At 48.2% G+C, this 25,594-nt stretch carries 19 protein-coding genes and 1 tRNA gene; 18 read left to right on the top strand and 2 right to left on the bottom strand.

Features of this window, described 5'->3' with window-relative positions; all coding sequences use genetic code 11:
- The first annotated feature begins 68 nt into the window (after positions 1-68).
- The 10 genes from ACYVF1_RS11025 (at position 69) to ACYVF1_RS10980 (ending at position 11,955) form a co-directional block, all read left to right on the top strand.
- Positions 69-872: a TatD family hydrolase gene (locus ACYVF1_RS11025; RefSeq protein WP_461078580.1), complete on the top strand. Its 804-nt coding sequence runs from the start codon at positions 69-71 to the stop codon at positions 870-872.
- 90 nt (positions 873-962) lie between these two features.
- Positions 963-2,075 (top strand): asparaginase, encoded by a 1,113-nt coding sequence (locus tag ACYVF1_RS11020; RefSeq protein WP_461078578.1) that lies wholly within the window; start codon positions 963-965, stop codon positions 2,073-2,075.
- Positions 2,076-2,156: 81 nt separating this feature from the next.
- Positions 2,157-2,243: transfer RNA gene (locus ACYVF1_RS11015), tRNA-Ser, on the top strand.
- 214 nt (positions 2,244-2,457) lie between these two features.
- Positions 2,458-3,507, top strand: a complete 1,050-nt coding sequence (locus ACYVF1_RS11010) for a PKD domain-containing protein (protein WP_461078576.1) — start codon at positions 2,458-2,460, stop codon at positions 3,505-3,507.
- A 212-nt stretch (positions 3,508-3,719) separates the two neighbouring features.
- A complete protein-coding gene (locus ACYVF1_RS11005) occupies positions 3,720-4,385 on the top strand; it encodes an SGNH/GDSL hydrolase family protein (RefSeq protein ID WP_461078574.1) in 666 nt (221 codons plus the stop codon).
- A gap of 133 nt (positions 4,386-4,518) precedes the next feature.
- On the top strand, positions 4,519-5,583 hold the full coding sequence (locus tag ACYVF1_RS11000; protein WP_461078572.1) for an NAD(P)H-dependent flavin oxidoreductase: 1,065 nt from the start codon (positions 4,519-4,521) through the stop codon (positions 5,581-5,583).
- Positions 5,584-5,780: 197 nt separating this feature from the next.
- Complete coding sequence (locus tag ACYVF1_RS10995; RefSeq protein ID WP_461078570.1) at positions 5,781-6,686, top strand: ThuA domain-containing protein; 906 nt, start codon at positions 5,781-5,783, stop codon at positions 6,684-6,686.
- A 15-nt stretch (positions 6,687-6,701) separates the two neighbouring features.
- Positions 6,702-9,869 (top strand): PVC-type heme-binding CxxCH protein, encoded by a 3,168-nt coding sequence (locus ACYVF1_RS10990; RefSeq protein ID WP_461078568.1) that lies wholly within the window; start codon positions 6,702-6,704, stop codon positions 9,867-9,869.
- A 137-nt stretch (positions 9,870-10,006) separates the two neighbouring features.
- Entirely contained in the window at positions 10,007-10,873 is an 867-nt protein-coding gene (locus ACYVF1_RS10985; RefSeq protein WP_461078566.1) for a sugar phosphate isomerase/epimerase family protein, read from the top strand.
- Between the two features lie 98 nt (positions 10,874-10,971).
- Positions 10,972-11,955 (top strand): NADPH:quinone oxidoreductase family protein, encoded by a 984-nt coding sequence (locus ACYVF1_RS10980; RefSeq protein ID WP_461078564.1) that lies wholly within the window; start codon positions 10,972-10,974, stop codon positions 11,953-11,955.
- A gap of 61 nt (positions 11,956-12,016) precedes the next feature.
- On the opposite strand, the gene ACYVF1_RS10975 is transcribed toward ACYVF1_RS10980, so the two are convergent.
- Complete coding sequence (locus ACYVF1_RS10975; protein WP_461078562.1) at positions 12,017-13,273, bottom strand: sialidase family protein; 1,257 nt, start codon at positions 13,271-13,273, stop codon at positions 12,017-12,019.
- 205 nt (positions 13,274-13,478) lie between these two features.
- Positions 13,479-15,770 carry a GH92 family glycosyl hydrolase gene (locus tag ACYVF1_RS10970; RefSeq protein ID WP_461078560.1) on the bottom strand — a complete coding sequence of 764 codons (2,292 nt, stop codon included), beginning with the start codon at positions 15,768-15,770 and terminating at the stop codon, positions 13,479-13,481.
- 252 nt (positions 15,771-16,022) lie between these two features.
- On the opposite strand from ACYVF1_RS10970, the gene ACYVF1_RS10965 reads away from it, so the two are divergent.
- From ACYVF1_RS10965 to ACYVF1_RS10930, 8 genes are all read left to right on the top strand, one after another.
- Positions 16,023-17,285: an efflux RND transporter periplasmic adaptor subunit gene (locus ACYVF1_RS10965; protein WP_461078558.1), complete on the top strand. Its 1,263-nt coding sequence runs from the start codon at positions 16,023-16,025 to the stop codon at positions 17,283-17,285.
- Between the two features lie 5 nt (positions 17,286-17,290).
- Positions 17,291-18,754 (top strand): TolC family protein, encoded by a 1,464-nt coding sequence (locus ACYVF1_RS10960; protein WP_461078556.1) that lies wholly within the window; start codon positions 17,291-17,293, stop codon positions 18,752-18,754.
- A 52-nt stretch (positions 18,755-18,806) separates the two neighbouring features.
- Complete coding sequence (locus ACYVF1_RS10955; RefSeq protein WP_461078554.1) at positions 18,807-19,469, top strand: ABC transporter ATP-binding protein; 663 nt, start codon at positions 18,807-18,809, stop codon at positions 19,467-19,469.
- Between the two features lie 93 nt (positions 19,470-19,562).
- On the top strand, positions 19,563-20,807 hold the full coding sequence (locus ACYVF1_RS10950) for an ABC transporter permease (RefSeq protein WP_461078552.1): 1,245 nt from the start codon (positions 19,563-19,565) through the stop codon (positions 20,805-20,807).
- 97 nt (positions 20,808-20,904) lie between these two features.
- A complete protein-coding gene (locus tag ACYVF1_RS10945) occupies positions 20,905-22,059 on the top strand; it encodes an ABC transporter permease (RefSeq protein ID WP_461078551.1) in 1,155 nt (384 codons plus the stop codon).
- Between the two features lie 120 nt (positions 22,060-22,179).
- Positions 22,180-23,559 carry a sigma-54-dependent transcriptional regulator gene (locus ACYVF1_RS10940; protein ID WP_461078550.1) on the top strand — a complete coding sequence of 460 codons (1,380 nt, stop codon included), beginning with the start codon at positions 22,180-22,182 and terminating at the stop codon, positions 23,557-23,559.
- 74 nt (positions 23,560-23,633) lie between these two features.
- Entirely contained in the window at positions 23,634-24,917 is a 1,284-nt protein-coding gene (locus tag ACYVF1_RS10935) for a sensor histidine kinase (RefSeq protein ID WP_461078549.1), read from the top strand.
- A 284-nt stretch (positions 24,918-25,201) separates the two neighbouring features.
- Complete coding sequence (locus tag ACYVF1_RS10930) at positions 25,202-25,591, top strand: MarR family winged helix-turn-helix transcriptional regulator (RefSeq protein WP_461078547.1); 390 nt, start codon at positions 25,202-25,204, stop codon at positions 25,589-25,591.
- Positions 25,592-25,594: the final 3 nt, after the last annotated feature.

The following is a 25,594-nucleotide window of genomic DNA, read 5'->3' as shown; positions in this document are numbered from 1 at the left end:
GCAACTTCCCCGGTAGGCTGTTCTATAAATCTACAACAATAAAACCCTGCAATTTTATAACTTCAGAAATGACTTTTATCGATACTCACGCCCATATTTACGATTCCCAGTTTGATGACGACCGGGATGGGATGCTTCAACAAGCTGAAAAACAGCAGATAAGCCAGATATGGATGCCAAACTGCGCCCGCGAAACCGCAGCAGGCATGATGGCGCTGGCCGAACAGTATCCTGACCGTTGTTTGCCGATGATGGGACTGCATCCGTCCTACGTTAGTGATACATTCGAGGAAGAATTGGCGGCCGTGGAAGATGCCCTGAATCGGAATGCGTTTATGGCCGTTGGCGAAATCGGACTGGATTTTTACTGGGATATGACATTTGTCAAGCAGCAGTTCGTAGCCTTTGAAACGCAACTCCGATGGGCAGCAGCGCAAAATTTACCCGTTTCGATGCACACCCGCTCGGGCCACGAACGTAACGCCTTTGCCGAAGCCGCCGACCTGATCGAGAAACTGGCCTTACCCGGTCTAACAGGCATTTTTCACTGTTTTGTTGGAACGCTTGACGAGGCCAATCGCGCCATTGGTATGGGATTCAAATTGGGTATTGGTGGAGTGGCTACGTTCAAGAATGGCGGTTTGGATAAAGTGTTGCCCTACGTTGATCTGGAGCATCTCGTTCTGGAAACCGATGCACCGTATCTGGCCCCGGTACCGTATCGCGGAAAACGTAACGAACCCGCTTATCTACAACTGATTGCCCAACGCGTAGCCGACCTCAAACAAGTGCATATCGACGACGTAGCACGGCACACAACCGCTAATGCACAATCGCTATTGCCGGCTTTATACGCTAATTTACTGCCCTGATTGCTTAGGCTAAGCTCCAGCTTGGCCGTTTAAATTTTGCCCGCTTTATACAGAAACTAAGCTGGAGATTAACCCAGACATAGTACAAAAATGTCTTACAGAACCATTCACATTAAACCGCGTTCGTCCAGTCAGCCACGGGCGTCGGTGCTCGTTATTTATACCGGTGGTACGTTCGGGATGGTCTATGATCAGCAGGCCGGCCAACTGGTTCCCTTTGACTTTGAGCGTGCTATTGAACGACTCCCCGAACTTCATCGACTAAATTTCGACGTTACGTTGCTAACGCTTCCGAATATCATCGATTCGTCGAATATGAAACCTGAGGTTTGGGTGGAACTGGCTCAAATTATTCAGAGCAACTACGCTACGTTCGACAGCTTTGTGATTCTGCACGGTACCGACACGATGGCATACACAGCATCAGCACTTAGTTTTATGCTGGTAGGACTAAATAAGCCCGTTATTCTGACGGGGGCTCAGCTCCCAATTGGTGTTGCCCGGAGTGATGCCCGCGAAAATTTTCTGACTGCCCTTGAGATTGCGGCCGCCGTGGAATCGGCCGGGGAGTCGGAAAATCAGCACCAAAAAAGGCCTATGGTGCCCGAAGTGTGCGTGTATTTCAATTCATTGCTGCTACGTGGCAATCGATCGACCAAGCGGGAGAGTGTACAGTTCAATGCGTTCGTGTCAGAAAATTATCCGCACCTGGCAACGGCGGGGGTGAGTATCGACTACAATCGCCCGTTCATTCGGGCACATCAGCCAGACCAGACGCTGACAATTCGGACTACACTCGACCCGAACGTAGCGATTCTGAAACTGTTTCCCGGTATTACGTTATCGGTTGTCGAAGCGATCTGCTCTATGCCTGATCTGCGGGGTATTGTGCTGGAAACGTTTGGAGCCGGCAATGCGCCCACCGACCCCTGGCTGCTACAAGCGCTAAAAGGAGCTATCGACCGAGGTGTGCTGATTTTTAACGTATCACAGTGCGAAGGCGGCCGCGTTACGCAGGGGCAATACCAGACAAGCGTTCCGCTGTTAGAGATTGGCGTCGTGAGCGGGGCAGATATTACTACCGAAGCGGCAATTACAAAGCTCATGGTCTTGCTGGGTCGTGAGAACGACCGGGAGCTGGTGGCCACAACGCGCCTGCGGACCTTGCTGGCTCAACCCATCAGTGGCGAAATGAGCGAGTGAATTGGGTTGTAAGCACTATTTTTTGTCTGGATGCCTTGCGTTATTAAGGGTGAACGTGCATCTTTGCAATCCCAAAGTCGAAGAGAGCTGCCGGAGTGGTCGAACGGGTCTGATTCGAAATCAGAAGTACTCGCAAGGGTACCGGGGGTTCGAATCCCTCGCTCTCTGCTAAGAGGCTTATAACTTACTTTAAATCAGTTGGTTATAAGCCTTTTTTGTTTCTTGTGCCCAAACTTGCTATCTTCATCGTGCATACTTTAGTAGTACTCCTGAGTGCCTGAATTTTCCAATCGTATGCAACGGTAAAAACGAGATTTTGTAACCGACTGAGCTCAAAAAAGATTGAGAAGCTAACTTAATTTTCAAAATTATCTTCACCCTTATGAAATTGCTTTACACCTTTCTCGTATTGGTTAGTATTTTACCAATTGCAGGCTGTTCGGCGAATGAAATTGAGGTAGCAACCGTAAAGCCAGCCCCCAGCTTTACCTGGGTGAATGCAAACGGGCAGGTTTCCTTTACCAACACCTCTAAAGACGCCGAATCATTTAGCTGGGATTTTGGCAACGGCAAGACATCCACGGAGCCAAATCCAACACTACGCTATTCAAAAGCCGGGACTTATTCAGTGAAACTGACAGCCCGAGGAAATGGTGGTGAAAACTCAAAAACCGATAATGTGCTCATTCCTGCCGTTCAATACGCCATGGCTGACGTAGTAGATGACAAAAAACTGGTGGATTATTTATCGGGTGTCTGGGGTGTTTATGTAAAAGACGAAGGAAACAAATTTGACAATTATACCTACCGGTTTTCGCCCGAAACCAATATCCTTATTTATCAGGATTACTACCAGCCTAGCGTTTCTATCCCCAGTGCTATGGAAACGGCCAGAGTCGAGTTTAAATACAGCATAGTAAATAGCATTATTTATGTGGAAGATGCTACTGGAAAACAGGTTAGGCACGCTCGTATTGAATTGGTGTCCGATGACGAGATGAAAGTTTCTCGCCTATTTGAAACGGGAAATTCATTTACAGAACAATTGCCTAAGTTGTTTACTAAAACAAGCGACATAGAAAAACCAGTCGATGTAGTTGTAAAATCAGGGCAAATCCTTTCTGTATTGACAGGGAACTGGGATCAGGGCAACTACCTGTCATCTAAAGACGTATTCTTTGATTTTTCGGCTGGAAAGAATTTTTACTACTATAATGCAACTGATCAGGGAGGGGCAAAAAGGCAAAAGGTCGAATTTAAAATCGATGCCAATAACGTAATGAGTTATCGTAACTGGAACACAGATTTTGACCCGGCCTGGAAGAAATTCAAGGTTGAAATAACTTCAGATACGTCCTTAAAATTCTACGCTATCGACGCAAACGGGCTTGTCAGTAAAAGTTCGGATTATACGTTAACGAAGCGCAAATGAAAGACTAACGTAGCATGTTTTGTGGTCTACACCGACTAAACAAAAAATGGCACCCCAATGGGGATGCCATTTCAAATAACCCATAAAATTATGCCTGTTCATTATATAACGTTTCAGTCTGAAGTTTATTAAACGGTAGTCCGTTGTTATTTTTAGCCCAGGCCAACACATACATATTTAGTAAATCTGAAGTCAGAATGTCTTTGCTGACTATGAAAACATTTGCCCGACTCATTCTTGCGTTTCTGGTCGTCGGCCTGCTGGCAATGACGGCTGCCAAACCCACCCGAATTATTTTCTTTGGCGATTCCATCACACAAGCTGGCGTTAAGCCCGGCGGCTACATCGACCGGCTGAAAACCATGCTTCCAGCCGATCAGTATGAGCTAATAGGGGCTGGCATTGGCGGGAATAAAATCTATGATTTGTTCCTGCGCATGGACGATGATGTGATGGCGCAGAAGCCCGATATGGTTGTGATCTGGGTGGGCGTGAACGATGTGTGGCACAAAGCAACGTCGGGCACCGGCACTGACCCCGACAAGTTTGTGAAATTCTATGAGGCCGTTGTCAAGAAACTCCAGGCGGCTAATATCAAAGTGGCGCTGTGTACGCCAGCGGCAATCGGCGAAAAAACAGACATGACCAATCAGCAGGATGGCGACCTGAATCAGTACAGCCAGTTCATCCGTGATATCGCCAAAAAATACAACGTACCATTGATAGATTTGCGGAAGGCTTTTCTGGATTACAATCTAAAAAGCAACGCTGAAAATAAGGATCGGGGAATTCTGACCACCGATCGTGTTCACCTAAACGACGCTGGCAATCAGTACGTTGCCGAACAGATGAAAAACATATTGACAGCAGGAAAATAAACGTAGCAGAACGTTCCTGAAAACAAATGCTGACTGATGTACTCGGTCGGCATTTGTTTTTTACTACGTTACGTTTTTGAGTAGTACGTTGTCTGGATGTAAGTTGCAATTACCTGACTTTTTTTCTCAACTTATGATTTTGCCTAATTCATTAACCCAGCTTTTACAGATTGATTACCCGATCATTCAGGCACCGATGCTCGGAGTGACTACCCCTGCTATGGTGGCCGCTATCGCTAATGAAGGTGGACTGGGTTCGTTGCCAGTCGGTGGCTTGTCGCCCCAAAAAACAGCCGAGTTAATTCGACAGACTAAAGCCAAAACAAACAAGCCTTTTGCCGTTAACTTGTTTACCCACTCGACTCGTGATCCGGTTGATCAGCAACAGCTGGATGCCATGCAACAGCTATTGAAGCCGATTTATGACGAGCTTGGCCTCCCTTTTGAGCACAAATCCTTGACAGACTTTACGTTCTTCAGTTATATGGATCAAGTAGAGGTGTTACTCAATGAACAAGTGCCGATCATCAGTTTCACTTTTGGTACGCTGGAACCGGAGGTAATTGGCCAATGTAAGAATCGGAGCATTAGGCTGATTGGAACGGCTACCAGTGTTCGCGAAGCAAAGGTGCTGGCTGATCTGGGCGTCGATGCGATTGTGGCGCAGGGCATCGAAGCGGGCGGCCATCGGGGCAGTTTTCTGACGGATGAAGCCTTACCTCAAGTGGGGCTCATGTCGTTGCTTCCGCAAGTGGTTGATGCGGTTTCAGTGCCCGTAATTGCTGCCGGAGGATTATATGATGATCGAACTGTAAATGCCGCATTTATGCTGGGCGCTTCAGGCGTTCAACTTGGCAGTATCTTCATTGTCAGTGATGAAAGTGCCGCCAGTGAAATCTATAAAGAAGCCGTACTGACTGCTCATGATACGTCGACGGCCTTGACAAGGGCTTTTTCCGGTCGTTGGGCGCGAGGTATCAAAAATGGTTTCATGAAACGTATCGAGCAATCGAACGTAACGATTCCTTATTATACGTACCAGAATAATTTGACAGCCGCGCTACGTACCTATGGGCAGCAACATAATCTGCGTGATTATATTTCACTTTGGGCGGGTCAATCTGCCTACCGTAGCCAACGCGGTAAAGCAAGCGATATTTTCTTGGCCCTGGTCGAAAAACTGAAGCGTTCTGCTTAGGTAACATCAGCCGCAAGTTCCATTATATTAGCCAACATTTGCGCTTTTTTAGCTAATACCAGCTAATCCATAAAGTTATGGGTAAATTAAGCGGCCAATCGTCTTGTCATAAAACCTAAATAGTAACCCTGATTTACTGACGAAAGGGCACCAGAAATTATGGGCGCGATGTTTCGAAAATCCTAAACCGACAATCCATGAAAACCAAACGCAGAGCTTTTTTGCAACAGACTTCTGGCCTCCTGGGCTTATCCAGCTTGCTTGGTCTGACTCAAAACGAAGCCTTTGCCAACCATTTGGAAACGCTCTCTGCCAAAGCCGAAAAGCCGTACGTAGTGTTTGTTACGGGCGATCATGAGTACAGCGGTGAATTGACGCTTCCATTAATTGCCGCCGAACTGGAAAAGAACTACGGGATGCGGACAAAAGTCCTGAAATCAGTACCCGATTATAATGGCGAAAAAGACATTCCAGGGCTGGAATCATTACGTGAGGCCGATCTGGCCGTGTTTTTCCTGCGCTGGCGTCTGCTCCCACAGGAACAATTAAATTACATCGACGAATACCTGAAATCGGGCAAACCGGTTGTCGGCTTCCGCACCACGACTCACGCGTTTAATTACCCTGATGGAGACGAGCGGAAACGCTGGAATTCATTTGGCGAATTTGCTTTTGGCAGTCCTCCAGGTTGGGGTGGCGCAGCCAAACACACGCACTATGGCCACAAAAGCACGACCGACGTAACGATAATTCCCGAAGCCGCCAAGAACCCAATTCTGACGGGAGTTGCCCCCTCATTTCACGTAGCGTCATGGTTGTACCGGGTCAAACCCGACTATCCGGCCAAGGGTGCTACGTATCTGTTGATGGGTAAAGCGGTTGATCCAGATAAGGAAGCTATTGAAAATCCGGTGGCCTGGACGTGGCAGAATCAATGGGGTGGCAAAGCATTCATGACGACCATGGGCCATCCGGAAGATTTCCAGGTTGAGTCGTTTCAGCATCTGGTGATCAACGCCATTCACTGGGCGCTCGGCCAACCCATACCGAAAAAATGGAAAGGTAAAATTGACATTAACGTTCCGTACGGTCATCCAAAATAATCTCTGACAATCAATATGAATACATCGAGGCTCATCAGCATAGCCGGCCTGGTAGGTGTCGTTGTGCTGGCCTTTTTTGCCTTCAGCGCTTTTTTGGCCGCTCCTCCAGCCCTCAGCGTTAAAAAGGAAGCACGTATCGTTTTGCTCGGTAACAACCTGGGTTCAAGGATGATGAATTTCGGTACGTTCGAAACCGAGATGCAGCTACGTTACCCCACCGATTCGCTATTCATACGTAACATGTGCGACGGGGGTGATACGCCCGGTTTCCGGCCGCATGCATCCCGATTTAGCCCCTGGGCATTTCCGGGTGCCGAAAAATTTCAGACCGAATGCGCGACAAACTCGGGCAGCGAAGGTCATTTTGAAACGCCTGACCAATGGCTCACTCGCCTGAAAACCGATATTATCATTGGTTTTTTTGGCTACAATGAATCGTTTCAGGGTAAAGAAAAACTGGAAAACTATAAAGGTGAGCTGGATGCATTCATTAAATGGACGCTGAAGCAGAAATACAACGGTACGTCGGCTCCTCAACTGGCTATTGTGTCGCCCATCGCGTTCGAGGATTTGTCGGCCAAGTTCGATTTACCGAATGGTAAAAAGGAAAACGAGAATCTGGCGATGTATACCAAAGCCATGCAGGAAGTTTGTGAGCAGAACAAAGTGCTGTTTATCGATATGTTTACGCCCTCGAAACAGTGGTACGCCGACAGCCAGGCCGACCTAACCATCGACGGTTCGCAGCTTACCGAAGAAGGCTACAAAAAACTGGGTCTGCTGCTCGCCGATCAGGTTTTTGGGAAAACGCCAGCTAAAGCCGAAACCAATCGGAAACTCGTCCACGAGGCCGTGATGGAGAAAAACTGGATGTGGCACAATGATTTCAAAATTCCAAATGGCGTCCACGTCTACGGTCGTCGGTATAATCCGTTCGGCCCGGACAATTATCCGGCTGAAATTGAGAAAATCCGCCAGATGACGGCCATTCGCGACAAGGCGATCTGGCTGGCGGCTTCCAAAGGTGAGAAAATGGACGTAGCGGCTGCTGATGAAAAAACAAAGATTCTACCGGCTGTAAAAACCAATTATAACCCAGAGAAAAACGGAAGCCTGACGTACCTGACCGGTCCGGAAGCACTGGCTAAACTAAAAGTGCCGGAAGGTTATAAAATTGAGTTGTTTGCCGATGAGCAGCAGTTTCCCGATCTGGCCAAACCGATGCAAATGTCGTTTGACAACAAAGGTCGGTTATGGGTAGCGGTGATGCCCAGTTATCCGCACTACAAACCCGGCGACGCCAAACCTAACGACAAAATCCTGATTTTTGAAGATACCAACAACGACGGAAAGGCCGATAAAGAAAGCATTTTCGCTGATAAACTGCACCTGCCGCTGGGTTTCGAAATCGCGAAAGAAGGCGTCTACGTATCGCAGGGAACGAACCTGAAACTACTCGTCGATACCAATGGCGACGACAAAGCCGACAAAGTGGAAATTCTGCTGAGTGGTTACGATGACCACGATACGCACCACAACAGCCATGCCTTCACGGTCGATCCATCTGGTGCAATCTATTCAGGTGAGGGCGTTTTTCTGCATACCAACGTAGAGACGTCGTACGGACCAGTACGGGCGACCAATGGTGGATTTTACCGCTACGCTCCTCAGCTTAAGAAACTTGAACGTACCGCCCAGCTTTCTATTCCAAATCCTTGGGGGATTGCTTTCGACGATTGGGGTCAGCCGTTTTTTGCCGAAACATCAAGCCCTGATGTACGCTGGATGATGCCCGGCAGTGTATTGCCACGTTACGGTGAAGCCACTCATAAATCGGTGCAACTTATTGAAGAAGCACACCGGGTACGTCCAACGTCTGGACTGGAATTTGTGTCGAGCCGCCACTTCCCGGATGAACTTCAGGGTGATTTGCTGATCAACAATACCATCGGTTTTCTGGGAATGAAAGAGCACACGATGGTGGATGACGGCACGGGCTATAAAAGCAAACATCGGCAGGATTTGGTCGTGAGCGAAGATCGTAACTTCCGTCCGGTCGATATGGAGTTTGCGCCGGATGGTTCGCTCTACCTGATCGACTGGCACAACATCCTGATCGGGCACATGCAGCACAACGCCCGCGACCCGCTACGAGACCACTCACACGGACGTATCTATCGCGTTACGTATCCATCTCGTCCGCTGGTGAAACCCGCCAAAATCGACGGAGCGACTATTGACGAATTGCTTGATAACCTGAAATTACCCGAATACCGGGCGCGCTACCGCACCCGCCGTGAGTTACGTGGCCGGGATGTGAATGAAGTATTAGCCAAAATTGGCCCTTGGGTAGCAAAGCTGGACAAAAATGATCCGCGTTACGAACACCATATGCTGGAAGCGCTGTGGGTTAGCTGGGGGATGGACAAAGTAGACCAGAAACTGCTCCGTCAGATGCTGAAAGCCAAGGACTACCATGCGCGGGCGGCTGCCGTTCAGGTGGTACGTTATACGGGTCATCAGGTGCCGGATCAGGCAGATTTGCTCATGCAGGCCGCTCGTGATGAGAATAGCCGCGTTCGGCTGGATGCCATCGTAGCCGCTTCGTGGATAGGAAAAGAAAAAGGCCTGCCCATTCTGGCCGAAGCCGCCAAGAAGCCAATGGACGATTGGATGGTTCACGCGCACGAAACGGCCGTAGCGCACCTGAACGACAGGCCGGTTCAGAAGAAAAAAGAAATAACCGTTACGTCCAGCCTGAAAGGCGCCGACCTGGATTTGTACACGACGGGCCGGGAAATTTTTGCCAAGGAAGGTTACTGCATCACCTGCCATCAGGCCGATGGTAAAGGGCTGGCTGCCTCTGGATTTCCGCCCCTGGCCGGTACGAAATGGGTAACGGGTAACGAAGAACGACTCATCAAACTGGTCTTGAAAGGTATGCTTGGGCCGATTGAAGTGAACGGTCAGAAATTTCCTGGTCAGGTTCCGATGACGCCGTTTGGTGGTTTGCTGAAAGACAACGAACTGGCTGCCGTGCTAACCTACGTGCGTAATTCTTTTGGAAATCAAGCACCTGCCATAACACCCGAACAGGTTAAAAAAGTGCGGGCGTCAACCGGGCAGAAAAAGGACTTTTACTCCCCCGAACAATTGCTGAAAGAGCATCCGATGGAGAAATGATACGTACCATTTGATACGTAGCGTCTGGTTTAAAGTTTTTCTTTGTATAGAGTTTCCTCAGTAAGGTAAAACTCCCATTGTGAACTTGTTCCTGAACAGGTACAGTCTAACCGTTCTTTACCCTTATTTATTAAGTTATGGCTTTATCAAACGCGTGCCCTGTTGGTTTCAATCTGCTTGCCTGGTCGGCCCCGATTTCGGAGAAAATGCACCCCATTGCCGAACGCTTAAAAAATATTGGTTACGACGGAATCGAGTGTTTTATTGATAATCAGGGCGTAGCAGCGTATAGTCAGTTCGGACAGCATCTGGATCAATTGGGTTTGCAACGTACTACGGTTATGGTGGTTGGACCCGATGAGAATCCGGCCAGCGACTCGGCCAGCGTTCGGGCGAAAGCCGTCGATTTTCTGAAAGGAGCCATCGATCGGGCGCACGCGATGGGCGCTACGGTAATTTGCGGACCGATGCATTCTGCCTTCGCTACGTTCAGCCGACGTGAACCCCAACCTGATGAATACGCCCACAGCGCCGAAGTCCTGAATACTGTTGGCGATTACGCCAAACAAGCCAATATCGTACTGACTCCCGAGGCTCTAAACCGGTTTGAGTGCTATTTGTGCAATACGATGGCTCAGTTGACGCACCTGCTTCGCCTGACTGACCATCCTAATGTGCGGGCAATGTTTGACACGCACCACGCCAACATGGAGGAGAAGCGGTTCCCGGATGCGATACGTACCATTGCCCCGTTGCTTGCACACGTGCACATCAGTGAAAACGACCGCGGTACGCCCGGCGCTGGCCATATTCCCTGGGATGATACGTTCCGAACGCTGGCCGAAGTAAACTACGAAGGCTGGATGACCATCGAAGCGTTTACACGGAACGATATAGATTTCGCCAATTCCATCAACGTCTGGCGCGAGTACAACGACCCTTGGGACATTGCCGAAAATGGTCTCCGGTTTATTAAATCTATGCAGGCTAAATATTCGAATTAGGCCAAAGCAGTTGAGTGATCATTACGTTCTTTTAGCCAACAACTACGTAACGCGGCCGGATTGTGTTAACGTAGGTGTGTTTTTTATCCGTGTTGCATATGAAAGCCATTCTTTGCCGCGCTTACGGCTTGCCCGATACGCTCACACTGGAGGACGTACCGTCGCCAGTACCGGGAGCTGGCGAGGTGTTGATTCAGGTAAAAGCCTGTAGCCTGAATTTTCCGGATACACTTACCATCCGAAACATGTATCAGTTTAAGCCAACTCTGCCGTTTTCGCCAGGAAGTGAAGCGTCGGGCGTAGTGAAGGCTGTTGGCGAAGGCGTTAAACACGTCAAACCCGGTGATCGAGTCTTCACGTTCGGAACTCACGGCGGACTGGCTGAAGAACGTATCGCCGATGCGCGTGCTACGATTCTACTGCCCGATGGCATGGATTACGTAACGGGCGCATCAACGCTCTATGCATTTGGTACGTCCTACCACGCGCTGAAAGATCGTGCCCAGTTGAAAGAAGGCGAAACTTTATTGGTTTTGGGAGCCGCTGGCGGGGTAGGGCTGGCCGCCGTAGAACTGGGTAAACGGATGGGGGCTACGGTAATTGCAGCCGCTTCAACAAATGAGAAACTAACTGTCTGTCAGGAGAAAGGCGCTATGCATTTAATCAATTACACAACCGAAGACCTCCGCGAACGTATCAAAGAAATTACGGAAGGTAAAGGTGTTGACGTGGTATATGACCCCGTCGGAGATCGCTGGTCCGAACCGGCTATTCGGTCGATGGCCTGGCGAGGTAGATACTTGGTAGTTGGTTTTGCTGGGGGCGATATTCCAAAAATCCCACTGAATCTGGCCTTGCTCAAAGGCAGTTCAATTGTGGGCGTTTTCTGGGGCATGTTTACGCAGAAAGAATCCGCCTTAAATCGGCAGAATATGCAGATGCTGGCTCAGTGGGCATCTGAGGGCAAGATTTCGCCCCACGTTTACAAACGTTATTCGCTGGCTGAAGCCCCTCAAGCGCTCACCGATATGATGGAACGGAAAATCGTAGGAAAAGCAGTAGTGGTAATAGAAAATGTATGATTTATGAAGTATGATGTATATCGACTGTAGATAATACATCATACTTCATAAATCATACATATTACAAGTCTACCTGCGCCACACTTACTCCGTTTTTGTTATTCCCTTTTTTGACTTCGTAAGCCACAATTAGTTGGTTATCAATAACAACACCTGTTGCGTTCGTGCCGCTGACAGCGTTTTTAACAAACTGCGTTGCCGGGTTCTGATCCGACGTAATGTGCTTGTACGCGATGACTGAAGTTAATCCTGTTTCCAGCGCCTGATTTTGTTCCCAAACTAAAACCGCCGATTTAGGCGCCGACGCCAGAAACGCGTTTTTCGCCGACTGGTCTTCCAGTACAAACAGACGTTTGCCTTGTTGCGTCACCACCCGAATACCCGGCGAATCCGTTGTGCCTGATGTCCAGGCAATCAGATTCCCGGCCGAACTGGCGCTGGATGTTGGTCCGGAATGCGGGCAGCCGTTCACTTTCCAGTTATCGGCAAACAGGTTTTCCGCTTTAGAGAACGTAGCGCCGTTATCGGTCGAAATCATTTTGTAAATATCCCGGATGTTATCCTGATTTTCACGATAATATAAATTCAGCGCGCCCTTGTTATCAACCAGCAGACTGATGTTGCAGCAATCGCAGGTAAACGGGTCTAAGGTTTTTACATCGGTAAATTTGCCGCTTTTCGACGTAACGAATTTTAAATCGCGCTCGTGGGCTTTACCGGGAATATCGTTCAGATAAGCAACGGCAACCTCGTCGTTTGCTAACAACGTAGCGTCAAAGAAACCACGTACCGTATTGGGTGTTTTGTCGGCGTGAACAGGTGTTGGCTGGCTCCAGGTGTTGCCATCTTTCGAGACGCTGTACACAATTTGCAAATCCGTCGGGCGGCCTCCCGCTTTTGGTGCATTGCCGTGTCCAGCATGAGCATCGCCATGGTCATGGCCTGACTGAGATGATGCCGTTGGTGCGCTAACCGACGTACCGGGAGCGGCAAACACGGCTACCAGCGAACCATCTTTTTTGAACATTAATTTCGGGCGCATCAGTCGGGAACTGACCAACCCAACGGCGGAGTAAATCAGCTTTTTATCACCAAATGTTTTGCCTTTATCGCTCGATTCGGCCCAGTAAAAGAACGTAGTACCGTCCTTGTCTTTTTCGGTCCACGATAGTGCTACGTTTCCTTTCGGCGTTTTCGCCAGTGTCGGAACGGCGTAAGTGCGAGTCGTATCGTTGAAGTTACCGGTGGTTGCGTAACTAACGACTCCTGAAAGCAGGAGCCAGCTACCTACGAGCATAGATTTTAAAATCTTGTTCATGAATTTATTGGCTTGATAATGTACTGAAAAACTAGATGTTCCACTCGCAGCCAGCGTGTTGAATCGTTAGCCTGCAAAAGTACAATCTGAAAAGTGACCTTCAAATTTTATTTAGATAAATTCTTAATAGTTGGCTCGTTACTACTTTTTAACCGCAAAAGGTCGCGAAGCACTTCGCGACCTTTTGCGGTTATCTTAGCGATTATTATTTATTTTTTACTGGTTTTGCTGACATATAAAACGTTAGCTTACCACCCTTTAAAATGTCAGAATGGGTAATTGTAGGCTGAGTTAATGGCTTGCCGTTTAGCAGCACTTTCTGGACGTACACATTCTGATCACTCTGATTAATAGCTTCAATCGTGAACGTTTGGCCGTTTTCGAGATGAAGTTGCGCATTTTTGACGGAGGGACTGCCTAAGGAGTACTCTTCGGAACCGGGCGATACCGGATAAAAGCCCATCGACGAAAACAGATACCACGCGCTCATCTGACCGCAGTCGTCGTTGCCACCCAAGCCATCTGGAGTAGGTTTATACTGCATTTTTAGAATCGTTCGGATACGTTCCTGCGTTTTCCAGGGCTGCCCCGCCCAGTTATACAGATACGCTACGTGGTGTGCAGGCTCATTGCCATGAATATAACCGCCAATAATACCCTCGCGCGTAATATCTTCGGTTTCAGCGAAGAACTTATCGGGCAAATTCATCGCAAACAGCGTATCAAGACGGGCGGCAAATTTCTTCGGTCCACCCATATACTGAATCAACGTAGCAGGGTCTTGCGGCACAAAAAAGCTGAAGTTGCAGGAATTACCTTCGATAAATCCCTGTCCGTGCGTGCTATACGTATCAAATTCAGGTTTGAACGTGCCATCAGCCAATCGCGGACGCATGAAACCGATGGATTTGTCGTAAACATTTTGCCAGTTCTGGGCGCGTTTCTGATACGTTTCATAAACATCCTGTCGATTCAATTTCTTCGCCAGCTGTGCAATGCACCAGTCATCGTAAGCGTATTCTAACGTATTAGAAACGGACGTACCATTGGACGTAGCCGGAATGTACCCTTTATCAATGTAGTCGCCAATGCCTTCATAATCACGGTGGTTGGACGTAGCAACACAGGCGTCTAACGCTTTTTGTGCATCGCCTTTAAAAACACCTTTGATGATCGCATCGGCCAGTACCGATACGCTATGGTAACCGCTCATGCACCAGTTGTCGTTGGCGTAGTGCGACCATATGGGCAGCATTTTCAACGTACTCTGGTCATAATGAGCGAGCATCGACTGCACCATGTCGTTGTTACGTTTCGGTTGCATCAGATTGAAAAAAGGATGCAGCGCCCGATACGTATCCCAAAGTGAAAAGGTCGTGTAGTTGGTGAACCCGTTAGCCTGATGCGCGTTCTGATCCAACCCTTTATATTGGCCATTAGCATCCATATAAACCGTCGGGTTGACGAACGTGTGGTAGAGCGACGTATAGAAATTGACCTTATCGGTCTCTGACGCATCAATCTGAATTTTAGCTAGTTCCTGATTCCAGGCGGCCTGAGCCTGCGTTTTTACCTGATCAAAATTCCAGTGCGGAACCTCGGCTTGCATATTCGCCAGTGCATTTTCCTGACTAACCGGCGAAATCGCCATTTTTAGTTTTACCTTTTCTCCCTCCTGCGTATCGAAATCGAAATACATCCGAATGCGCTTGCCCGCAATCTCCGGGAAGTTGCGCGTTTGGTCGAATTTCCGCCAGAATCCTTTGTAAACCTGGGGCTTATCCAGATTTTTTTGGCCGTAGCTTTTAAAGGGTTTCGAGAATGATAAGGCGAAATAAACGGTTCGGGTGCGGGCCCAGCCGTTGGTTTGTCGGTAGCCGGTTATCAATGTATCATTCACGACGCGCACATACGTCCAGACGACTTTTTCGTCGTAATTATAAATGCCGTGCATCAGATCCAGAATGATGTGCGACTGGTCAGATTTCGGAAACGTATATTGATGGACACCAACCCGATTTGACGCCGTCAGCTCGGCCAGAATGTTGTGATCGTCGAGTTTAACTTTATAATATCCCGCTTCGGCAATTTCATTCGCGTGTGAAAATGCTGACCGATAACCGCTTTTCGGATTCGAAGCGACGCCCGGATTGAGTTGTAATTCGCCCTGTGTCGGCATAATCAGAAAATCACCGAGGTCGGAGTGGCCCGTTCCGCTGAAGTGCGTGTGACTGAAACCAACAATCGTTTTGTCTTCGTATTTATAGCCCGCGCAGTACCGATATACATCACCATTGTATATCCCATTGAACTCGTACGACAACGTATCGGAATCGGGACTGAGCTGAACGGCGCCAAACGGGACGGTCGCGCCGGGAAACGTATGCCCCATTTTTTCGGTGCCGATCAGCGGGTGGACGTAGCGAGCGAGGTTTGGTTGCGCGTAGGCAAGGAAAGCAAAGAATTGGAAAAGAACAGATAAAGTAAATTTTGTCATTGTTTGAGAATGTACCGATTCTAGGTAATTAGAAGCTAAAAAGGTACGAAAAGCTTTCGGATGCGCACACAGTTTTTAGATCGAAAAAATCAGACTGGTCAACTTTCAGCTGAATGGTCGGTGCGATAACGTAACGAACTGTGCGATTTCGCACAATTTTCAGTAACGTGGTATGGGGTAATTTACTGATAGATAGTAAATTATGCAATGGCACGTCGTTTGGTTTATTCTCTGTGAATAACAACAGAGAAAATGGATAAGGAACTTGCCCCGGAGATAACCAACCGAAGTCGTAATCGGAGCTTGCTCGTTGGAGTAGCGATTGCAGTTGGAATAGCGGCTGTAATTTTATGGGCAAGAAATGCGCTAAAAACATCGGTTGAAGCCAGCCGAATTCGGACGGCGGTTGCGGAAAGAGGCCCCGTAGAAAACTCATTGAATGCGACGGGCGAAGTAATTCCGGCTTTCGAGCAAATCATTACCAGCCCTATTCGGGCCAGCATCCGGCGCATCCTTCTTCTGCCCGGCACAGCTGTAAAACCCGGCCAGCCCATTCTCGATCTTGATAAATCACTCTCCGAAATTGAGCGCGAAAAACTGTCTGATCAACTGGCACTGAAACGTAACGGTATTGACCAACTGCGTATGAAACTGAACAAAAGCCTGTACGACGCCGAGGTTAATGATCAGATTAAACAGCTCAATATCAATAAACTGAAAGCGGACGTAGAGGGCGCCAGGCGGTTGCAGAAAGTAGGAGGGAGCACCGCCGAAGACGTAACACGCACCGAAAATTTACTACGTGTTGCCGAACTGGAGAAAAAGCAACTCGAAAATGATCTGGTTTACAATCGGCAATCGATGGGAGCCAGCCTGCGCGAAACCACGTTACAGGCGCAGATTGAAGAAAAGAACCTGAAAGAATTAGATCATAAACTGAAACAGGCCAACATTATTGCCGACCGGCCCGGCGTGCTGACCTGGGTAAACGAGAACATTGGCTCGTCGGTAAACGAAGGTGAAATACTGGCTAAACTAGCTGATTTAGGCAGTTTTCGGATTGAAGCCTCCTGTTCCGATGTGTATGCCAGTCAGGTGAAAGCCGGTTTACCTGTCATCGTTAAAGTGAACGAAGCTAGCCTGCGTGGACAGATTTCTCAGGTAAAACCCGCAGTAAAAAATGGCGTATTGCAGTTCGTGGTTCAGTTGGACAACAGCCATCACGCATCGCTACGTCCCAATATGAAAGTTGACGTATTTGTTATTACAGATCGTGTTGGCGAAGCGGTGCGCGTGGCAAATGGCCCAACGTTTAAGGGTAAGCGTAAACAATACGTTTACGTATTACCGAAAGGAAGCAACGTAGCGCAACGGCGAGAAGTGACGATTGGCCTGACAAACTTCGACTTTGTAGAGATCAAGCAGGGGATACAAGCGGGCGAACAGGTTATTCTGACCGATCTGAGCGAGTATGAAAACCTGGAAGAAATCACGATTGACCCCAAGAAACCGTAACCGCTATGAACCGCATTTTTTCTTTATTGCTCGGTTTGTGGCTGATTAGCGAAACGGCCTTCGGACAAACACAAACCATTACATTGAATGAAGTTTTGCAACTGGCTCAAAATCAGTCGGTAGCGGCCAAGCGGGCCAGTACTCAGCTACGCACCAACTATTGGCAGTACCGCTCGTTTCTGGCGCAGTTTCGACCCCAATTAAGTCTGGATGGTACGTTGCCCAACTTTACCCGTTCGTACGTTCAGGTGATACAGCCTGATGGCAATATTCAATTTGAACCGGTCTCGTATAACAATTCAATGTTGAATCTATCGCTAAGTCAGACGATTGCGCCAACGGGTGGGACCATTTTTTTGCAAAAGCAACTTCAACGATTCGATAATTTCATACAGGGAAACACCCTGTATAATGGCGTTCCGTTCGGGATTGGCCTGAATCAGCCACTGTTTCAGTTCAACCTGATGCGCTGGGACCGGAAAATTCAGCCGCTGGTGTATGCTGAAGGAAATCAGCAATCGCTGGAAGCGCGCGAACAGGTTTCGCTGTCGGCAACTACGCTCTATTTCGATTTGCTGGTGGCGCAGGTGAATTTACAGATTGCCGAAACCAACCGGGTGAATAATGATACGTTATATCACATTGCGTTGCACAAACTCGAACTGGGCAAAATTTCGCAGAATGACCTGCTCCAACTGCAACTGAGCGTATTGAATGCCGAGAAAGATTTGGCATCGGCGCGTCAGACAGAAGCAGTGGCTTCGTTACGTCTGAGGTCGTTTGCGGGTATGCGTGACACGGCTCAGTTGCAACCGCTCAAGCTGGCTATTCCCAATCAGTTGCCCTTATTGAACGTCAATGTTCGACAGGCGCTCGACGAAGCCGTTGCCAATCGGTCAAGTGCTATTGGTTTTCGCCGGAGATTGCTGGAAGCCGACCGCGATCTCGATAAAGCACGCAAGAATAATGGCCTGAACGCTACGTTGATAGCTGGTTATGGTTTGTCGAACCAGGGCCCAAGTTTAGGTGATGTGTACGTGCGGCCACAGAATCGGGAATACGTATCGCTTCAGTTTACCTTACCGATTATGTCGTGGGGACGGCAGCAGGCAGTCGTCGAAACAGCGAAAGCGAATCGCGAGCTGACGCAGCAGACAGTCGAACAGGACAAACTGACCTTTGAGCAGGAGATTTTTACACAAGTTACGTTACTCCAGATGCTCCGCCAGCAGGTAACCCTAACCGAAAAAGCCGATCAAATTGGTCAGAGTCGCTACCAGATTGCGCAGGACCGTTTTAAGCTCGGTGATCTGAGCGTGACCGATTTAGGTATTGCCACGCAGGAAAAAGACCGTGCCCGTCGCGACGCCATCATCGCCCTCCGCGACTATTGGCAGGCGTTTTACACACTACGTTTATTGACTCTGTACGATTTTGAAACAAACCAAAAAATAGTCAATAATCGATAGTGGCTGATGCATACTCTACTATCGACTGACTACTAATGACTACCAACTTATCATGATACATCTCAAAAACATCGAAAAAGTGTACCGGACCAGCACCATCGAAACGCTGGCGCTCAACAACATCAATCTGGATATTCAGAAAGGTGAATTTGTTTCCATAATGGGCCCTTCGGGATGCGGCAAGAGTACGCTACTCAACGTAATGGGCCTGCTCGACGAACCGTCAAAAGGTACGGTCGAGCTTGATGGACAGCCTGTTACGCAGTATCGCGACAAGGAATTGGCCAGGTTACGGAATCAGAAAATTGGATTCATTTTCCAGAGTTTTCACCTGATCAATGATTTGTCGGTATTGGATAACGTAGAGATTCCGTTGCTGTATCGATCCACCAACGGCAAACCTCGTCAGGATTACGCCAAAGACGCTCTGGCGAAAGTGGGTTTGGGCAATCGCATGAAGCATTTCCCGAAACAACTCTCTGGCGGTCAGAAACAACGGGTCGCCATTGCCCGCGCCATCGTCGGTAACCCCGACATAATCCTGGCCGACGAACCAACTGGCAACCTCGACAGCGGAATGGGAAACGAGATCATGACTATTCTCCAGCAACTCAACAGCGAAGGGGCTACCATCGTCATGGTTACCCACGATGAGCAAATGGCCAAACGTACGCACCGACTGGTGAGGTTATTCGACGGCACGCAGGTTTTATAAAGAGTGAAAGAGCGAAAGAGTGAATGAGCGAAAAGTAAGCTTTAACACTCACTCCTACGCTCTTTCGCTCATTCATTCTTTCGCTCTTTAATTATGCTACTGAACTACATCAAAATCGCCTGGAAGGTATTGCTGCGGCATCCGTTTTATACCTTCATTACGTTGTTTGGCATCAGCCTGACACTGACTGTGTTAATGGTGCTTACGTCGTTTCTAGATCACCTTTTTGGAACGCACTATCCTGAAGTGAATCGTGACCGGACGCTGTATGTCATGCAGATGAGTATGCGGGATTCGAGTCGGACCTCCCGGAATTCAGGACCGATGAGTTTCAAGTTTTTGACGGATTTTGCAAAGACACTAAAAACTCCCGAACGAGTGACCCTAAGTACGTTTGTCAATACGTCGAATGCTTATGTTGGGTCGCAAAAAATTAAACTAAATACGAAGTTTACCGACGCAGATTTCTGGTACGTCAACAGCTTCGAATTTATTGAAGGGAAACCTTATAATGAGCAAAATACTGCCAATGGCGACTACGTAGCCGTTATCACCGACGATTTAAAGAGGCAGTATTTTGAGGACTCAGAATCTGCCGTTGGTAAGACGATTGAGATCGAAAACATTCGCTATCGGGTAATCGGTGTAGTCAGAAGCGGGCCGATCACCCGACCATTTAGTTATGCCGATGTTTATTTCCCGTACACGACGCCCAAAAGTAATTATCAGCGTGGCGGAATGCGCGGAGGGTACGTCTGTATGATACTGGCCAAAAACAAAGCCGATTTTGCGGCTATTCAGGAAGAGTTTCAGGGACGTATCAATCGAATTCCGCTACCTGGATTTGAAGATGGCTTTAAATATGCCGTACTGGAAGTGCCCTGTGAACCTTACGTAGAAAATTTCATCGGGACGATTATTGGCGAAAATGCCGGACTCAAAACGATTTTCTACGGTGTTGTAGCGTTTCTTATGCTGATGGTCATGGGGTTGCCAGCTATTAACCTGGTGAACGTCAACGTTAGTCGCATTATGGAGCGGGCTTCGGAAATCGGCATTCGGAAAGCCTTCGGAGCACCCATAAAAACGCTGGTCTGGCAGTTTATCGTCGAAAACATTTTCATTACGTTGATTGGCGGGGCTATCGCTTTGCTTTTGGCAAGCATTGCCATTCAACTGATCAATGCAAGCGGCTGGATTCCCTTCGCCGATCTGACCATCAACCTGAATGTGTTCTTGGTTAGCCTGCTCGTCTGCCTGGTTTTTGGATTCCTGTCGGGCGTACTTCCCGCCCTTCGCATGTCGAAACTCAATATCGCTGAAGCGCTAAAATCTTAAAGAGCGAAATCGGACCGCCGATGCGGAGTGAATAAGCGAATTCTTTTTCGCACTAGCCCTTCACTCTTTCGCTCATTCACTCTTTCGCTCTTTTAAAATGCTACCTCATCTCTTTAAATTAATCTGGAATAAAAAGAAGTCTCACGCGCTGCTGATCGTGGAAATATGGGCTTCGTTTATGGTTTTGTTCGGACTGGCAACGCTGATTGTCATTAACGTCGGAAATTATCGGCAACCGCTTGGATTTACGTACGAAAACATATGGGCCTTAGGCTTGAGAAATAACCAGGATACGGTGGATATCGCCGATAAGCAGCAGCGAATCATGCAGCGGCTAAAAGCATATCCTGAAGTGGAAGTTGTGTCGCGGATGAGTGGTAATTTTCCGTTTTCAGCCAATCAGATGAACAACGGCGTCGATTACAATAAGCGTAAGGTTCTTGCCGATTTCTACGTAACCGATGAAGATTTTGTGAAGGTTCTGGAGATTCCTCTCACGGCGGGAAGCTGGTACCGAAACGTGGACAGCGTCGGAAAATACAGACCTATTGTCATTAACCAGAAGGCAAAAGAAGGACTATTTGGCGATGAAAATGCACTAGGAAAAATAGTTAGTGATAAATTAAGGGTCGTTGGTGTGGTTGATAAATTCAAGGCGAAAGGCGAATTTATGTCCGATAAACCAGCCATTTTTGAATTGGTCAAGGTCAACGAAACCTGGAACGATACGATGCTGATTCGCGTAAAACCCGGAACTGACGCGGTTTTTGAAGCGAAAATTGTGAAAGATATTGCGTCGATGGTCACCGGCTGGAGCGTGGAAGTCGATTACCTGGCCGATTCGCGGAAAAATCAGCATAACTTAGTCCTGGTACCGGTTATTATTGCACTGGTTGTCTGCACTTTTCTGCTGATCAACGTAGCGCTCGGTTTGTTCGGCGTATTGAACTTGAGCATCGCTAAGCGTCGTGGCGAAATCGGCCTGCGACGGGCCATTGGCGCAACGGGCAGCGGCATTTCGACGCAGTTTATCGGCGAAATCTGGGTCCTCGCTACGTTCGCCATGCTGATCGGTCTGCTCTTCGCCATCCAGTTCCCACTGCTAAATGTGTTTGACGTACAAGCGGGTATTTACGTAACGGCTATTATAATTGCAATTGCGATCATATATGCCATCGTTACGTTATGCGCCCTCTTCCCCAGTCGTCAGGCTGCGTTGATTCAACCGGCAGTGGCGCTGCACGAAGAGTAATCTGAACCGGGATTTAGCAGATTTAAGGATTTTCTGGATTTTGCTAATCGATGAAGCGCTTCGAAGAAGCGAAAAACAAAATCCAGAAAATCCTTAGATCTGCTAAAACTCGGTTCAGACATGCTGCTCATCATTGACGACGATATTGCTGTTCAAACGTCTCTTTCGCTTTTATTCAGGAAAGAAGGCTTTACTGTGCGGCTGGCCGACGGCCCGTTTGAGACGTTCGAGGTGCTGGCCGAGGAAACCCCCGAGGTCATTTTGCTGGATATGAATTTCTCGATTGATACGTCGGGAGACGACGGTTTGCGATTGCTACGTCGGATTCGGGAGCGGTTGCCGAACGTACCGATTATTCTGATTACCGGATGGGGAAGTATCGACCTCGCTGTGGAAGGCATGAAAGCCGGGGCTAAAGATTTTATTACCAAACCCTGGCAGAACGATCACATAGTGCAGTCGGTACGTACTGCCCTCAATCTGGCACAAACAATCGCTACGTCGCCCGGTCGCCGGAAGCTCGATCAGCAATTTCAATTCGATAATATTATTGGCGACGATACGAAGCTGCTGGACGTATTGTCGACCATTGGGCGTGTTGCGCCAACCGATGCGCCGGTGCTCATCACGGGCGAAAGTGGTACAGGGAAGGAGCTAATAGCGGAAGCCATTCATCAAAACAGCCGCCGGAAACGCCAGCCATTTGTGAAAGTCAACCTCGGCGGGATTTCCAGTACGTTGTTCGAAAGCGAGTTATTTGGCCATGTACGCGGTGCCTATACCGATGCCAAAACCGATCGTGTCGGGCGGTTTGAATTAGCGAATAAAGGCTCCATTTTCCTTGACGAAATCGGCGATCTTGACCCAGCCAGCCAGGTTAAGTTGCTACGTGTGTTACAAGATCGAACATTTGAGCCGCTGGGAAGCAGCAAGCCGAAAACCGTGGATGTTCGTGTTATCTGCGCCACGAACCGGAATCTGGAAGAAATGGTTAGCAACGGTCTGTTTCGGGAAGATTTATTCTACCGGATTAACCTAATCACGGTACGGTTACCGGCTCTCCGCGAGCGCCCTGGCGATATACCGCTGCTGGTTAATTATTTCGTCAACAACTTGAAAACCATTTACAATCGCCCGGATTTACGAGTCAGTTCGACGGCACAGAAATGGTTGAAAAACCTGACATTGCCCGGAAATATTCGTCAATTGAAAAATATCGTTGAACGTACGGTTCTCCTGTCGCCCAACGACGAACTCCAGTCCGACGATTTTCAGCAAAACCTACCGCAAAAAAATAACGCTGTGTCTCAGTCTTCTAACTCCCTGCCTGATGTTGGCATGATGACGCTGGAGGAAATGGAGTACCAGATGATTCAGCGGGCGATGGCTTTCCATCAGAACCGGGTCGCGAAAGTCGCGCGAGCGCTGGGTATCACCCGTTTTGCACTCTACCGCCGATTGGAGAAATTTGGGATACCATATTCTGAAGCAGAAGGGTAAAGACATGGGACCGAGGATACATTAATATTATTAGTCCTGAACCCCAGTCCATTACCCCGCTGCCCCATGCCCTTATGCACGTCAGCTTTCGAACCCGTTACATTGTTTATATCGTTGTTGTTCACGTTGCCATTACAGCGCTGCTTTTTCTGGTACTGAAACAAGATAAGCTGCTGTTTATTGTCAGCGAGATTGGCCTCTTACTGTCCATTTACTTTGCCATTCAGATTTACCGATCCTTTCAACAGCCGTCAGAATTTATTGCGTCGGGTATTGAAGCCATTCGGGATAAAGACTTTACGGTAAAATTCGTGCAGACCGGTAATCAGGAAGTTGACGAACTAATTACGGTCTATAATCTCATGATCGACCAGCTTCGGTTGGAACGTACCCGACAAGTGGAACAGCAATTTTTTCTGAACAAGCTCATCGAGGCAGCTCCGATTGCCATCTTGATTTTCGATTTCGATGGAAATGTTGCGTCTGTCAATCCACGGGCCAGTACGTTATTATCGGTTCAGCCAAACGACGTAGTGGGTAAACCACTCGATGCGTTGGGCTACTCATTGCTGGCCCAGGTAGCCGATCTGGCCGATGGTGAATCTCGGATTATGAAACCAAATGGCATCGAGACTTACAAAGTGATACGGGCCAATTTCATGGACAGAGGTTTTCGACGGTCGTTTCTGATTATCGAAGAATTAACGCCCGAAATTCTGGCGACGGAAAAGAAAGCGTACAGCAAAGTAATTCGGATGATGGCGCACGAAGTCAATAACTCGATTGGAGCCGTCAACTCGATTCTTGACGTAACGCAGTCCTACGTAGCAGAGCCCGATGTGCAGCACGCCGTGCAGGTCGCTATGGAGCGTAACGACCGGCTAAACCGGTTCATGCGTCGATTTGCCGACGTAGTGCGACTGCCCCAGCCCCAGAAACAGTCGGCAGATATGAGTGATATTGCCCGCAACGTAGCACGACTCATGCAGCCAATGGCCGAAGGCCGTGGCGTTACGTTGACTGTTCTTACTGATGAACGTAACGTTCAATTAGTCGATGTGGAACAGATGGAGCAGGTACTTCTGAACGTAGTGAAAAATGCCATAGAAGCCTGTGGGCCAGGACAACAGGTTGAGGTAGTCAGTACATCTGAGCAGTTGCTCATTCGCGATAATGGACAAATTATTCCTGACGACGTAGCAGGAAACCTGTTTAATCCTTTCTACAGTACAAAGCCAGAAGGGCAGGGAATTGGGCTAACGCTAACCCGCGAAGTGTTGCTCAGCCACCAATTCCCGTTTTCGCTCAAAACCAATAGCGACGGCTGGACTGAATTCCGGATCGGATTTGCCTTATAAAGAAAAAGCTCCAGCAGAAGCCTACTGGAGCAGAACAAACGTAACTCCTATAAAACGGCTGGGTGCCTCCTTTATTGTATAGGCTGATACAGATAGCCCTTTATTTTTCACTTTATTTTCTTGCTGATAAACTGATCTCAAAAGGAATAATCCATTTGGGAATTTATACTATTTAATAATATCTTAGTAACAAAGATATTTAGAAGATAAGATATATGCCGGATCAGGAGGGGGTAAAACGGGTTAGAAAATTGAGTCAATTGTATGCGTACACGTCTATTCAAATGCATGAGGCTGTTGCCCAGAAGGCCGGTATTTCCGGCACCGATCATAAGTACCTGGGATTCTTGATCGAAAGAGGGCAAATGACTGCTGGCGAACTGTCGACGCTGACCGGGCTGACCACCGGAGCCATTACTGGTTTGATTGACAGATTTGAAAAGAAAAATCTGGTCAAAAGACAGTTTGCTGAGGACGATAGGCGAAAGGTTTTCATCGTGCCGAACACCCCCGCTATTATGGCGCTTTTAGAGCCGCTTTATAAAGAATTCAGGAGTCAGTCGGAGCAACTCATTGCCTCATTTTCAAATGAACAGCGCGAAATTATTGAAGCTTATTTTTTGAAAGCAATTGAGCTGATGAATGCAACAACCAATACACTCAACAATAAATAATCG

It is taken from the genome of Spirosoma flavus (genome assembly GCF_054778555.1).
Note: the sequence above shows the minus strand (reverse complement) of the source record. Positions and strands in the feature narration are given on the sequence as shown.